Source organism: Chitinophaga varians (genome assembly GCF_014529945.1).
In the GTDB taxonomy this organism is placed as follows: Bacteria; Bacteroidota; Bacteroidia; order Chitinophagales; family Chitinophagaceae; genus Chitinophaga; species Chitinophaga varians.
The window spans coordinates 59,815-74,053 of the sequence record NZ_JACVFB010000008.1; the positions used below are offsets into that span (position 1 = coordinate 59,815).

The window sequence follows — 14,239 nt, forward strand, 5'->3', positions numbered from 1 at the left end:
CAAAGGGGGGTGATCAGCCTCTACCTTTGCTCTCTTTTACTTTTATCCTTTTTCTGTCTTTTCCTATCTTTTTCTTTGGTTTCTTTGCTCCCTTTGTTTTCTTTGCGAGAAACATATCTTATGGGACCATTGATCATTTCCGCATCCATGCAGATGGCCAAGCAGCCACAGGAAGTCTTTGACGCCATCGTTGATCCACAGAAAATGAGCAATTATTTTCTCGCCTCCGGCAGCGGCCGGATGGTGGAAGGAGAAACCGTAGTATGGCGGTTTGCCGAAGAAAACGTGAATTATGATATCCCGGTAAAGAAAATCGTACAGGACAAAGAAATCCATTTTGAATGGGAAGGCGCTTCGGGTCACATGACCTGGGTGAAAATAGGACTGGCGCCAACTAAGAGTGGCGGCACGCTTGTCACTGTTACTGAAGGTGAACTGCCACTGGATGAAAAAGGATTGAAATGGTTCTCTCAAAATACTTTCGGCTGGGCCAACTTCCTCGACTGCCTGAAAGCATACCTGGAATTTGGTGTCAATCTGCGTAAAGGCGCTTTTGATTTTATGCCGGCATAGTATAAAACAAAACCCCGGGCAGAAGTCCGGGGTTGGTACCGTTAAGCCTTGGGGTTAACTATACTAAATCGAAACCTAAATCTAAAACGTCGTGATCTTTTCACCCAGTAGCTCTTTCAATACCACATCCAGTTCCGCGCCATTTATCCTGGATTCCACGATATATCCTTGTGGGTCCACCAATACGGAATGTGGTATGCCCTCTATCTTGTAAAGCGTGACCGTTGGCCCCTCGGACCCTTTCTTGTCCAACAGCTGTGTCCAGGGCATTTTTTCTTCCCGCAATGCTTTCTTCCACTCTGCATCTTTTTCATCAATAGAGATGCTGATGATGCTAAAATCTTTCTGACTGACCAGCTCACTCAGATGACGCATGTGAGGTATCTGGTTTCTGCAGGGACCACAATGCGAAGACCAGAATTCCAGCAGTGTGTATTGCCCCGGTTTCACGTATTGCGACAGCTGTACCGGTTTGCCTCGCTGATCTGTTAATGGCAAATCGATAAACCGTACGCCTTTCGCTGTCGCCTTTGCATCAGCAGCGGCAGCATCCAGTTTTTTTATGATCTGTGCACCTGCCGGCCGGGGAATATTCAGGCTACCCATGATATCATCAATCTCCTTTATGGTATACCTTGAACGGGCAGACACCATGAGCTCATAAGCCAACAAAGCAGCTATGGTCGACTGTGGGTATTGACGGATAAAATCGATCTTCCTCGCATTGATCTTTGCTCTCAGCGCTCTTAACTCCCGCATCATCGCCATTCCCTGCGCGGTGTTAAAGACGCCTTCTGCGGCAGGCACATGGAATTCTTTATTGTACTGTAGCCGCAACTCCTCCGCGCGGTCCAGCTGCTGCTGACTCTCCGCTTTAAACGCCTCGTAGCGCGCCTGCTCTGCTGCGCCGGTGATCGCCACATACTTTATGTTACCGCCGCGAGTGTAGTAATATGCTGGTACGCTGTCGATATGCGGCGCGCTGATCGTTACCGTTTCATCTCCCATAAACAGACCCACCTGTTTGCTTTTTATCAGATTGCCGGGTTCGCAATCTACCAGAATGTTACAGCGCCGTACCATCCCCCACGTTTTTTTCCCCTGCAACACGAAGGAACCATCTTTGGTAACAGCAGAATCCAACCTGTCTTTTTTCTTCTCCCCGAAATAATCTAGCAGGTATACTTTGGTGCCATCCGGCACGCCCGGCATCCGGCCGGTGACATGGTATGGTTGTTGGCCTGGCGCTGCCAATGCAGACAATGTCATACCCATCAGGAACAGTATGTTTTTGTTGATCTTCATAAAAAATTATTCTTTGTTTAATGGCATAGTTGGATTGAATGCTTGTACCTGCAACGGTATCTGGAACGTGTAGCGCGGGCTGCCCGGTTCCAGTACTGCCAGCACCGTTATACCGTCAGCGGCTATACGTTTTACCGGTGGCATACGCTTCTGCACGTCCAGCCGCTTCATATCTATCCAGCGCGTTCCCTTTAGCGCCAGCTCCCTGCGCCTTTCGGAGAGGACAGCCGTAATCGCTTCTTCTTTTGTGGTAGCCGCCAGCGGTTGGTATTTGTCTGGTGGGAAACGATAGACCCGGAGATCCTGGTTTACCACCCTCATTGCGTCATCTACCGCCCCCTGCCGGGCGAGGCATTCCGCTTTCGTCAGTACTATCTCCGGATAGGTAATGCCCATATTGGGGTTGTAGTCCATCATACCGTTATTCACGAGTGCTGCGGGATTGCCTGCCACGGAGCGCTTTGTAAAGAAACGGATACGCAGGTCCGCAGCGGTATCAAATTGCTGAATAAGATCGTCGGAGTACCGGAAACGACTATTGACATAGTAACGGACAAATATCTCTTCAGGGCTGCTGTTGGTGTGCGGCAGCTGCACCTGTTTAGAGTACTCGTTGTAATTAAGCACCTTTCCGTTGGCTTTTTTTATCACCGCATCAGCATATTGCAGCGCACGCGGATAGTCCTGCATATACAGGTACAGTCTCGACAACATGGCATAGGCCACGGTAGTGGTCACCCTGGTGTTGTTCACTGCTGTTTCCTCCAGATCGGGAATGGCTGCGAGGATATCACCTGTCAACTGACGGCAGAAGGCCTCCAGTGTAGGCCGCTGTGGTGTAGGCAGACTGATATCCGTGGAGGTGACATATGGTACGCCATATACGCTGCCGGCTGTTTGCGGATCATAGGCCGGTGAGAAGTAAGACAACAAATGCAGGTAACAAAACACCTTGTATACCATGGCCTCAGCGTACAACTGCTTCTTTTTCTTCTCCGTGCCGTTCTCCGCCTGCATCACTCCTTCCGTTACCACATTGAGGTTAGCAATACGCCGGTAGTAGTCCAGCCATATGGCTGGACTCTCCGCGCTTATGTTGATATAGGGACGCCAGAAATAAAGATTGCTCTGAATGGACATCTGTCCCTGTGGGGACAAAGTTAAGTTGAGCCCGTCGTCGGTTACCATCCGCGGATCATTGTTACCAAAGGAGGCCACATGTATGGCATCATTCATCACCGCCTCATAGTCACTGATGGTAGTGGCGATGATCACGCCTTTGGGTTTTACGTCGAGGAATTTACTGCAGGAGAGCAATGTCACTCCGAAAAACAGGAACAGGAAAAACTTTCTCATTACCATCATTTTAAAAATTAACATTCAATGAAAACGTATATGCCGGTACCACAGGAAGCCCCGGTTGACCGGAGGAAAGACCAAGTGTTTCCGGATCTATATCGTTGCCGCTGAAAGTATATTTAAACGGATTTTGTACCTGTAAGGCCACTCTGGGGCTGATCAGTCCCAGCCGTTTGGCCAGCCGCTGGCCCACATCCCATCCCACTGTTACATTACGCAATACAATGAAATCCATCTTACGGAAGTATTGTTGGCCATATTGATAACCTGTCAGCACGTACCAGTAATCAGGCGATGCATCGGGAGGGAAAAAGGGCGGCATCATCGTATTGGCTTCATCTCCGGGCTTTTTCCAGTAGTTATTCACTCCAACAGATGGCCGGTAGGCGTACAGGTAAGGCGGGGCCACACGGGCCACATGACCACCATAGTACATCAGCAGAAAGGAACAATTCACCTGTCCAATATCGAAGCGGTTACTAATGCCCAACACATACCGTGGCGTCGTCTGACCCATGTATTTCAGCGCTGAAAAAGGCACGTCTCTCTTGGGCGACCCTGACAGCACCACTGGCTTACCATCTTCTCCGCGTACGGTAGGCTGGCCTTTATCATTCACCCCAAGATAATCGTGCGCGAACACGGCGTTGAGCGGATATCCCACCATATTCTCCGGCCTGGTGACACGGTCATAATTGGCAAAGCCGGTAAATTGATTGGACACGTTTAACACCTCGCTGCGGTTGAATGAGCCGGTGAGCTGCGTCTCCCATCTGAATCGTTTCCGGTTAACATTGACGGTGTTCAGGCTGATATCAACACCTTTATTGATCAGAGAGGCGTTATTGACCAGCGCATTGGCCATTCCTTTGGTAGCGTCGATGGCGAGCGGGGAAAAAATATCCATTCCCTTTTTGATGTAATAATCAATGCTGCCATACACCCTGCGTTGCAGGAAAGCAAAATCCAGCCCAATGTTATAGTTCAGCGTTTTCTCCCAGCGCAGCTGGTCATTCCGCAACGTCCGGATATTGTACCCCACCACAGGGTTAGGTATCGTGCTATTGATCGAAGCGCCCAAAATAGTATAAGGACCACTCAGTTTGATGATGTTACCATTATAACCAGCGGCTACCCGCCATTTTAATTCATCGACCCAGGGCCAGTGCGGCATGAATTTTTCCCGGTGCATATTCCACGAAAAACCGGCAGACCATAAAGGCGTATAGCGGTAACGGGGATCACTCCCGAAAAGGTTCGACTGGTCTACCCGCAGGCTACCGGTAACGCTGTAACGTTCGTCGTAGGTATAGGCGCCGTTGGCATATCCGGATAGAAAGCGGTCATCCTGATAACTCTCTGAGAAAAAATCACCGTAGGACGTATTGTCCTGCATATACCCCCATGAAGGGACCAGTACGTCCGTATAGTAAGGGGATGAGTACTGGTTGCTCATCAACGTCATATCCACCGGCTTCATGGAAAGAGTGTTGCCATCATACCCAAAAACAGTATTGAGACGGCTGGAAGTGGTCAATCTTCTGGCTTCTCCTCCCAACAGGAAAGACAGATCGTGACGGCTGCCCAGCCGTTTGTTGTAGGAAGCCTGTCCCCTGATGGTGTATGCAGCGATGAGGCTTTCCGTTACTTTATTAACGCCTCCCTGCGGGATACGGAAGACGGGCCGGTCACTTCCCGCTCTTTTTTCAGCAAAATAATTCAGCATTACCCGCGTCTGGTAGGCATTTTCAGAGGCCCAATTTGTTTGATTGCCCTGTTGTCTTTCATACACACCACCCACTTCCAGCTGCAATCCCGGGAGCACGCGGGCACGCAAATTTCCTTGCAGGCGATAGATATTCTGGCGTGATTGGGAACTGGATTCAAACATTTCCTGGTAAGGATAATAGTACATATCATACAGCCCCATGGCAATATTGTCCGCATTGCGTTTAGCACTGATCGTTCCATAGGGGCCGTCCGCTCCGTAGAAACTTCTGTAGTACGGGGAAAGCATGGTCGGGAGCGGCTTTCCGTCATCATCCAGGAAGCGCTGGTAAGGGCGCAACCAGGTATAGTCAGGTATGGGTACGCTTTTATCATTGATAGTGGAAAATATACTCTGTACATCGAGATTAAAGATCTTCATGAATTCAAACGATCCCCTGTAGTTGATGTTGGTCTTATCAAAGCTCGAAAACCTTTCCCCCCGCTGGTTGTCTACCCGGTTGATGCCGAGGAAGTAAGTTGCCTGGCGGCTACCGCCGCTAAGGCTGAAATCGATGGTGCGGAGCAACTGGTTTTGCAGGAACAGACGTTTATAATCGGCGGTGTTATCGTAGTTGGCATAGGGCTCCAGCAGTTTATCCGCCTGTTCCCTTGTCATACGCCCATGATATACATCGTCGGCAGCGCTGAATACCGGTGTGTAAGTCCCGTGCGACTCGTCGATCACTTTTTTGGTAAGTTCCGATGTCTCAATGATATTGAACGATCTTGCTATTTCATAGTCCACAAACTCCTTTCCTTTGGCGAAGTTCAGCTTATTGTAGTCAGGGCGCGGTTTGAGGCTCAGGGCAACATTCAGGTGAAACTGTGGTTTGCTCTCCTTACCTTTTAAAGTGGTGATCACCACTACGCCGTTAGAAGCACGCACGCCATAGATAGCAGCGGCTGCTGCATCTTTCAGTATCGTGATCGATTCAATATCATAGGGATTGATAGTTTCGATATCGATCTCTGTGGGGTAACCATTCAAAACGATCAGTGGCTTTTTGATGGCCTGGAAAGTAGAGATACCCCGGATGGTGAACAGGCCGGCGCCGGTGCCACCGCTTTGGTTCATGTTCAGCATCAGTCCTGCCATGCGTCCTTCCATATTCTCCACGATATTGCCGGCCACGGGGACATTTTGCAGGTATGTCTTCCGGTCTACCGTCGCAAAGGCACCGGTCAGCTGTGTTTTCTTCAGTTTCTGGTAGCCGGTGCTCACTTCCACTACATATTCCCCTAACTGCGAGGCAACGGGCTGCATAACGACCCCCATGTGATGATTGGTGGTAGTGACTTTCACCCGTACCGGCTGGTAGCCTACAAAAGTGATCTGCAGCGTTTCACCAGAAACGGCCTGGATCTTAAATCTCCCGGCGTTGTCCGTGGAAGCAAACCCCGGTCGTCCTGCTACGGCAATGCTGGCTCCCGGCAGAGGCAGGCCGGCGCTGTCTGTCACCGTGCCTGTCACCTCATGGCCGGGGGCTAATGCCACTGCGCCCCGCAGATTTTGAGTGGTTTTGGTTGTAATGGTAATGGTCTTGCTTCGGATAAAATAATCGAGGCCCTGTTCTTTCAGGACGGCCGACAGGAAACGTTCCAGCGGCATTTGTTGAGCAGTAATACTGACGGGACGGGAATTGCGGATAATGTCGTAGTTGGCCACGATCGTATAGCCGGTTTGTCTTTCCACAGATGTCAGTACCCGATCCAATGGTTGGTTAGCAACCCTGACGGTAACCGTCTGGGCCTTTAGTGGTGGCGAAAAATGAATGGCCACCGTCATCAACAGGAGCATAAGCAGCTTTCTGCAACTGGCTTTGCCCGGGCGAGCTTTGGTGTGATTGACTGTCATAAACGCGATACTGGTTGTTGGTTGATGGTTGGTTTTTGATTGGTATAGAGATTCCCTTCCGGCTTACCGCTCTGCGCGCCGGGGCGTTATTTTTTGGCCGATATGTGTTACAGTTTTACGGTGCTACGATCAGTTTTTTTCCATTGTTTTCCAGGCGGCAATGCACCTGCGATTTTTCGAGTATCAGCAATACATCCTGCAGGGGTAGGTCCCTGCCCATTCTTCCCCAAAACATAATATCCGGTATCGTGTGTTCATAAACGACTTCTATATCATACCAACGTGCCAGTTGGCGTAAGACGCCCGTCAGCGGCACCTGGTTAAAATCGAAGACACCGTTCTTCCAGGCCACCACCTGCTGTACGTCCGGCACCGTGCTGACGCGGAGCGCTTCATTTTCCGCAACCGCCTGTTGTCCCGGCTGCAGCCGCACGGTATGGTTATTCCGGTTGACTTTCACGGCGCCCGACAGCAATGTGGTCCGGACCACCGTTTCATCCGTATAGGCGTTCACGTTAAAGCTGGTACCCAGAACGGTGATTTCCATGTGTTCTCTGGCAGTAACCCGGAAAGGTTTTGCCGCATCGGGAGCAACCTCAAAGAAAGCTTCTCCTGTCACCTCCACCCGCCGTTCGTTGTCTGTAAAGGCCAATGGATAATGCAACGAAGAAGCGGCATTGAGCCATACGGTGGTACCATCAGGCAATATTATTTTGAATTGGCCGCCCCTGGGCGTGGTAAGGGTGTTATAACCAGGAGGAGCGGTATGCGCGCTGGCGGTAGCCGTATAGGACAACAGCCCCTTCCTTTGTTGTACGGTAGTGGCACCCTGACTAAGTTGTTGGTGACCTGCGCTGTCCAGCTGCATCACATCCCCGTTGGCGAGGGTGAGTGTGGCCCTATTGTATCCCGGCACCGGTAAGGTGGTAGCAGCTGCCATTGTGGGATGCTGCATAGGTCGAGACACCGGGCGCAGCCACCAAACTGCCGCTACTATCGCCAGCACTGCGGCGGCTGCCCATCCCGTCCAAAGGGCTATAACGGCCATGCGTCTTCTCCCAGGTTGCGCCGGTGTTTCTCCTGCTTCGAAAATTGCCTGTAATATAGAGGTCATCGTTGTTTCAGGGAGGTCTTCCAGCGCATGATCAGCAGTCAACAGGGTGTCAATACAGGATTTCACCAGCGCCTCATTTGCCGGATTTTCCAGCAACAGCGCCAATTCCTGCTTTTCTTCCGCAGTGGCGATGCCATTCAGGCATTTCTGGTATAGTATGACAACCCTTTCCTCCATATGTTGCAAATGATGCAGCTGCATCCAACATAATAGTCTTCTTAAATAAATACCTTGGGGGGGTGGGCATCAAATTTTTTTATTTGATGTTCAAAAGGAGTAGTAATGCCCCTAATGGGAGCTGCGCCAGGCAGTAAGCCCGCACTTTGCGGTTCGCCTCGTCCAGGTTGAATTTGACAGTTTCGGGAGAGACTCCCATGATGGCGGCGGCTTCAGTACGTTTATGGCCTTCCTGACGAATCAGCCGGTAAGTTTGTTGCTGCCGGAGCGGAAGCCGTGCGATGGCTTTTTCCAGCAACGCGGTATATTCTTTATTTAGCAAGGGATCTTCTGTATTGTCATTCGCAGGCAGCACATCGTCAGGTATGCCTACCGGCACCAGTTTATCTTTCAGGGAACGCCGGAAGGCCGTGTAAATAGTATTGCGGGCCACCCCCAGCAACCAGGCGGAGAAGTGTTCCACTTCCGGCAGAACGGTCCTGTTCAGCCATACCTTCAGGAATACGTCCTGCACCACTTCTTCGGCCAGCGGTGGCTGGTGCAGCAGCTTTAACGCGGCCGTATATACGTAGCGGCGGTATGTTTTTACCAACGCGGTAAATGCCTGCTGGTTTCCTTCTGAAACCTCCAGCAGCATCCCTTTTTCCATGTCACGATCGTATTGCATAGATGAAAAGTACGTATTATTCCCGTGGTCCCCAAAAAAAGAAAACCGGCGCTGAACGCCGGTCTTCCCTGGTAAAATATATTGACTTTATTCGATGTCCAGTTTCCGGAGCACGTTGTTGACAACCCTGTCGCACCGGATGAGGTGGAACGGAAATACTACATCGTTTTTGTAGAAGTTGGAGATGTGTTCGCGCAGCATTAGTTTGGCCCTGATCTGGCGGACTTTCACATTTACCCGCGAGATATCGAGCACTTTGGCCGTTTCGGCCACGTTGAGTTGTTCCAGTTCCCGCAGCACGAAAACGGCCCGGTATTTTTCCGGGATACTCAGCAGTGCTTTTTCCAGCACTTCGCCCAATTCTTTGTTAATGACGGCGTCCACAGGCGTTTTAGTTTTGGCAATATCCTGACCTTGCTCCACCGTTGAAATATCCTCGCTGGCTCCCCGCTTTGCCTTTTTCAGGTGTTGCTGGCACTCATTGATCATAATCCTCTTAAGCCAGGTAGCAAATGCAGCTTCCTGCCGGAATTTGTCCAGGTGCTGATAGGCATTGATATACGTCTGCTGCATCATGTCCTCCGTGTCCATATCATTGTTCAGGAAAGACATCCCGATCCTGAACAGACTGGCGTTGTACCGACGCATCAGCGTTTCATATAACCGTTTCTCTCCGGCCAGCACCCTGGCGATAATTTCATTGTCAGTAAGTGTCTCAATAGGTTGAATAATACTCATTCAGATAGTTATTAGATGGTTAAAGTGAAAATAAGTTACAAAAAATGGGAACATTTTGTAACCTTTTATGAAATCCGCACTCTAATCCATATCAACAGGCCCTTAAAAGCCTGACTATTAACCCGAATAACCGAAAGCGCAAACTAAAACAATGATGACAGGCCGAAAAATTCCGCAGACCGACGTCACCCTGCCCCCTTTAACACATCAGCGTATCCAGGAGCTGAAACAAACTCCTATGGGCCAACGTATTATGCGGGAAACGTTCCAGGTCTTTCCAGAATTGGTCAAATCCCTTACCGCTGCCTTACAGGAGAAACTAACCCGTTTTGAACAAGCCCGTATAAAAGATACCGGCTCCCCGGAAGGATTGACCCTCAACATGCTGGTAGATGATTACCAGTTTTTGGAATTTGTTCAACACATTATGTTCGTGAAATGGAGAGAAGAAAAAAATAGACAGTATTATCCCGGGGATACACAGGTGAACTGACCCGTTATTTTTCAGGCATCACCGCTCCTGTTCTTAACAGGTAGAGGTCTCCATGCCCGAACGGTAAGGTCTGATATACCTCAAAACCTCTTTTTGTGTACCAATTGACATTGTTTACCATAGATGTTTCCAGATAAACCGGGCGCCGGCCATGCATCACCACGTGCTGAAGCAGTCGGCTGCCGGTTCCCTGCTGCTGCCCTTCCGGCGATACTCCGATGAACCACAGGTAGTTCATGGGAGTGGCCGGGTACTGCGCTTTTATCCGGGATTTACCTGGGAAACAGTTAACCCTGCTTATAACAAGATAAATACCCTGTAATGTTTTTTGGAGGAAGATAATTTCCTGCTAACTTTGCCGCTATGAGATAACTCTTTACAACCCACTCCGCAGGCATTCTGCCTGTTACCAACCCGGCCCTCCTATTGCCGGGCGCCTTTTTTCGTATTTATTTGTTTCAACTTTTACTCCTGTATCCATATGCAATCTGCATATCATCCTTCCCGTTTGCTATTTATCGTGCTGGTGGTAGTGATAGACACTGCCGGCTTTGGTTTGATTTTTCCGGTACTACCGCAGCTGCTTCGCGAGCTGCTTCATGCCGATATCAGCACGGCAGCCCGTTACGGCGGCTGGCTGGCTTTCGCCTATGCCGCCATGCAATTTGTGTTTGCCCCGGTATTGGGCGGCCTGAGCGACCGTTACGGCAGACGACCGGTGTTGTTATCGTCCCTGTTAGGCTTTTCCATTGACTGTTTGTTTCTGGCGTTTGCACCCAATATAACCTGGCTGTTTGTGGGCCGCGCCATCGCTGGCATCACGGGCGCCAGCTACGCCGTTGCCTCCGCCTGTGTGGCGGACATCAGCACCGACGAGAACCGTACCCGCTATTATGGGCTGATTAATGCCGCCTTTGGCCTCGGCTTCATCATCGGACCGGTGTTGGGAGGGTCACTGGGGCGGTGGGGTACGCACGTGCCCTTTATCGCAGCAGCAGCGCTTAGCTTCTTCAATTTTCTGCTGGGGTATTCCTTTTTCCCAGAATCATTGCCGGTGGTGCACCGCCGGGCTTTTGACTGGAAAAGGGCCAATCCGCTGGGCGCCCTGCGGCACCTGACACGGTTCCCGCTGGTCAAATCACTGATCCTGTCTATGTTGCTGGTATCGTTCGCCACTCATAGCATGGAGAGCGTGTGGGCATTCTTCACCATCGAAAAATTCCGGTGGAGCAATCAGCTGGTAGGGTATTCACTGGCCTTTGTGGGCGTATTGTCCATCCTGTCTCAAACGTGGCTGGTGGGGGTATTGACCAACCGGCTCAGCGACCGGCAGATGGCCATTATCGGGCTGATATGTATGACCACCGGTTATCTGTTGTTTGCTTTTGCCGGATGGCAGTGGGTATTGCTGCCCGCCCTTGTTATTTACATTGCCGGCAGCATACAGGGCACCGCCATGCAGAGCATCGTGGCCGGCGCCATGCCCGACAATGAGCAGGGCGAGCTGCAGGGAGCGCTGGGCAGCCTGATGGGACTGACCACCCTGCTGGCGCCACCGGTGCTGACCGGCAGTTTCGCCTGGGCCACCGCACGCACGTCGCCGGTGTATTTCCCCGGCATGCCTTATCTCATCGCCGCCATCATGACGGTAGGCGGATTGATTTTGTTGTTGAAAGGTTTTCGCAAAGCGGCGCCCTAATTTTTCGTATAGCCCTTTCAGAGCGGTACCGTCGCTGCGGTGATGCAATCTATCACCTTCGCAGCCTCACAGGAATTGAGGCCAGCGCCCCAGCAGGCGTTGAATTCCAGCACAAACCAGTCTGTTTGCGGCGAACAGGCGATATCCACTACAACGGCGGCCGGCAGGTCGCCGGCATGATCGCGCAGGAAATCGTTGACGAAAGCCTCGCCGGCGGTAAGGTCGGCGGCGCCTTCATATAGCGCCATATCTTTCACCTGGCCGTTCAGCACAAAACAGCGGACTTCCGCCGTAATGGGCGTGACGATGGACGACATCATCACCGCTTCCTCCGGCGGCAGTGTGCCCAGCGCCTCCCGGAAATCGGCCAATGTATCAAAGATGCCGGGCCTAAATATTTTTGGTACAACGGGTTTTACAAAAACCGGGAAGTCTGCCTCCCTGAGCGCGCCCGCTTCGCGCAGCGAGATGGTCCGTTTACGCCAACGGGCACCCAACCGGGTGATCAACGTATCATCCGGCGATAGCAGTTCAGCGCCATACAGTTGTGCTAATACAAAAGCAAAAGCCTGGTTGCCATATACAGCAACAGGCCGTCCGGCGATCGTTTCATCACGGACCCAGTATTTGCCCAGGCGGCGCACTTCCCCGCCCCTGCTCTCCCATGCAGCGGCCACCGCTTCCAGCTCCACGTCCGTCTTTTCCGGCATTAGTAGTATCGGTAACATCATCGTAAGGTAGGACAAAGCAAACACAACCTCAACTATTCAATAAAATTATTGAATAGTTGAATTTTCCGTATTTTTGCAGCGTATGAAAACAGCTGCGAGAAAATTCAAGGACACAGTGTATGCGGAGTTGTCCAAAACCGCGAAAGCATTGGGCAACCCACATCGCATGGAGATCATCGACCTCCTGGCGCAGGGACCTTTCACGGTAGAGACCATCGCCCGCTATACGGGCATGACCATCGCCAACACCTCCCAGCACCTGCAGGTACTGAAAAATGCGCAACTGGTAGCCATCAGCCGCAAAGGCAATTACATCTACTATCAGTTGACCGGAGAGAATGTATACGCCGCCTGGACATCCCTGCGGGAGCTGGGCATGGCGCATAATACCGAAGTAAAAAAAGCAATCGATCAGTACCGCAAAGGCTTCCACAACGGTGATGCCATTAGCGCCGAAGCGCTACTGGAGAAAGTACAGGCCGGTGATGTGATTGTGCTGGACGTAAGGCCGGAAGATGAATATCACCGGGGACACATCCACCAGGCGATCTCCATTCCGCTGGACCAGTTGCAGGAACGTATCCGCGAACTGTCCAAAAAACAGGAGATCGTGGCCTACTGCCGCGGCTCGCTCTGCATGCTGGTAGAAGAGGCCGTGACCCTGCTCACACAACACGGCTATAAAGCCAGAAAATTTGATGAAGGATACATGGACTGGGCCCTGAGAGGATACCCTACCGCCATGACAATGTAAGGAGATGAGTTATCTAAAAAATGCTTTTCGGGAAGTAAACAACCCGCACGATTTTAAACAGGAATACCTGTCCAGTACTGAGCACTCTTTCTGCGAGGCCTGCGATAATATTGCACAAAAACAAACCAGTAATTTTCTGGAGATCGCCACGCTGGAACAGCTGAAGCGCCTGCACAAGAACAACACTTTCTCCGCCGCCCGCCGGAAGTTTTACTCCATGGTATTGCTGACAGGCGGCAGTGTACAGGAAACCATTGGTTATCATACCTATACTTTCGGGCCGGGCGTATTGTACTTTATTCCGGAGAGCCAGCTGCATGCCATCCACCACTGGAGCGAAGACGTCACCGGTTACCACTGCATCTTCGACGCCGACTATTTCCTGCTCTGCCTGAAAAATCAGGTCAAGCTGCATCAGTACCCTTTCTTCCAGCATGATAAAAAACCTTTTATCCGCCTTGCTCCTGCGGAAACGGACATGGTAGCAGGCTTGTTCAACAAATTAAGAAAAGAATATTGCCACCGGCAGACATTTAACGATGACCTGCTGGTACGGCTGTACCTCAATGTATTGCTGATAGAAACAGAACGGATATTCCTGACGCAGCACAGCGAAGGCGATACCCATATGCCCCGCAAAGAACAGCTGGTCGCCTCCTTTAAGAACCTGGTATCCAAACATTACCAGGATTACAAACTGGTATCTGAGTACGCTAAGCTATTGTTTGTGAATCCGCATCACCTGAACGACACCGTCAAAGAAATCACGGGCCAATCGGCCAGCAGCTTTATTCACCGGCAACTGATCACGGAAGCCAAAGCACAGTTGATTCAGGGTAATCACACCATTGCCGATATTGCCGGCCACCTCAATTTCACTGATCAATCCTATTTCTGCCGGTTCTTCAAAAAGCAGACGGGCATCACCCCGATGCAGTATCGCAACGGGCATCGGCATCACAGCCACTAAAAACTGTTGTTTGTACCAAAACTCCGGCGGAACG

14 protein-coding genes are annotated in these 14,239 nt (G+C 51.0%); 6 read left to right on the top strand and 8 right to left on the bottom strand.

Annotation, left to right across the window (positions count from 1 at the left end; all coding sequences use genetic code 11):
- The first annotated feature begins 120 nt into the window (after positions 1–120).
- Positions 121–573 (top strand): SRPBCC domain-containing protein, encoded by a 453-nt coding sequence (locus tag ICL55_RS31160; RefSeq protein ID WP_188105174.1) that lies wholly within the window; start codon positions 121–123, stop codon positions 571–573.
- Positions 574–654: 81 nt separating this feature from the next.
- On the opposite strand, the gene ICL55_RS31165 is transcribed toward ICL55_RS31160, so the two are convergent.
- From ICL55_RS31165 to ICL55_RS31190, 6 genes are all read right to left on the bottom strand, one after another.
- A complete protein-coding gene (locus ICL55_RS31165) occupies positions 655–1,878 on the bottom strand; it encodes a TlpA disulfide reductase family protein (protein WP_188105176.1) in 1,224 nt (407 codons plus the stop codon).
- A 6-nt stretch (positions 1,879–1,884) separates the two neighbouring features.
- Complete coding sequence (locus tag ICL55_RS31170; RefSeq protein ID WP_188105178.1) at positions 1,885–3,234, bottom strand: RagB/SusD family nutrient uptake outer membrane protein; 1,350 nt, start codon at positions 3,232–3,234, stop codon at positions 1,885–1,887.
- A 10-nt stretch (positions 3,235–3,244) separates the two neighbouring features.
- Positions 3,245–6,862: a SusC/RagA family TonB-linked outer membrane protein gene (locus ICL55_RS31175; protein ID WP_188105180.1), complete on the bottom strand. Its 3,618-nt coding sequence runs from the start codon at positions 6,860–6,862 to the stop codon at positions 3,245–3,247.
- Between the two features lie 115 nt (positions 6,863–6,977).
- Positions 6,978–8,153: a FecR family protein gene (locus ICL55_RS31180; protein ID WP_188105182.1), complete on the bottom strand. Its 1,176-nt coding sequence runs from the start codon at positions 8,151–8,153 to the stop codon at positions 6,978–6,980.
- A 79-nt stretch (positions 8,154–8,232) separates the two neighbouring features.
- Positions 8,233–8,820 (bottom strand): RNA polymerase sigma factor, encoded by a 588-nt coding sequence (locus ICL55_RS31185; protein ID WP_188105184.1) that lies wholly within the window; start codon positions 8,818–8,820, stop codon positions 8,233–8,235.
- Positions 8,821–8,907: 87 nt separating this feature from the next.
- Positions 8,908–9,558: a sigma-70 family RNA polymerase sigma factor gene (locus tag ICL55_RS31190; protein ID WP_188105186.1), complete on the bottom strand. Its 651-nt coding sequence runs from the start codon at positions 9,556–9,558 to the stop codon at positions 8,908–8,910.
- 154 nt (positions 9,559–9,712) lie between these two features.
- Here ICL55_RS31190 and ICL55_RS31195 point away from each other — a divergent pair, with 154 nt between their 5' ends.
- Entirely contained in the window at positions 9,713–10,051 is a 339-nt protein-coding gene (locus tag ICL55_RS31195) for a hypothetical protein (RefSeq protein ID WP_188105189.1), read from the top strand.
- A 4-nt stretch (positions 10,052–10,055) separates the two neighbouring features.
- Here the strand turns inward: ICL55_RS31195 and ICL55_RS35680 are convergent, their stop codons facing one another.
- Entirely contained in the window at positions 10,056–10,280 is a 225-nt protein-coding gene (locus ICL55_RS35680) for a GNAT family N-acetyltransferase (RefSeq protein ID WP_425489547.1), read from the bottom strand.
- On the opposite strand from ICL55_RS35680, the gene ICL55_RS35325 reads away from it, so the two are divergent.
- Both ICL55_RS35325 and ICL55_RS31205 read left to right on the top strand, forming a co-directional pair.
- A complete protein-coding gene (locus ICL55_RS35325) occupies positions 10,203–10,373 on the top strand; it encodes a hypothetical protein (protein ID WP_246496764.1) in 171 nt (56 codons plus the stop codon). The two genes, ICL55_RS35680 and ICL55_RS35325, sit on opposite strands and share 78 nt — an antisense overlap.
- A gap of 159 nt (positions 10,374–10,532) precedes the next feature.
- Complete coding sequence (locus tag ICL55_RS31205) at positions 10,533–11,750, top strand: TCR/Tet family MFS transporter (protein ID WP_188105193.1); 1,218 nt, start codon at positions 10,533–10,535, stop codon at positions 11,748–11,750.
- 17 nt (positions 11,751–11,767) lie between these two features.
- On the opposite strand, the gene ICL55_RS31210 is transcribed toward ICL55_RS31205, so the two are convergent.
- The gene (locus ICL55_RS31210) at positions 11,768–12,478 is read right to left on the bottom strand and encodes an ATP-grasp domain-containing protein (protein WP_188105195.1); all 711 of its coding nucleotides are present in this window, start codon (positions 12,476–12,478) and stop codon (positions 11,768–11,770) included.
- An 85-nt stretch (positions 12,479–12,563) separates the two neighbouring features.
- Here ICL55_RS31210 and ICL55_RS31215 point away from each other — a divergent pair, with 85 nt between their 5' ends.
- Positions 12,564–13,235, top strand: coding sequence for an ArsR/SmtB family transcription factor (locus tag ICL55_RS31215; protein ID WP_188105198.1), 672 nt, complete (start codon positions 12,564–12,566; stop codon positions 13,233–13,235).
- Between the two features lie 4 nt (positions 13,236–13,239).
- Entirely contained in the window at positions 13,240–14,205 is a 966-nt protein-coding gene (locus ICL55_RS31220) for a helix-turn-helix domain-containing protein (RefSeq protein ID WP_188105200.1), read from the top strand.
- The last annotated feature ends 34 nt before the right edge of the window (positions 14,206–14,239 follow it).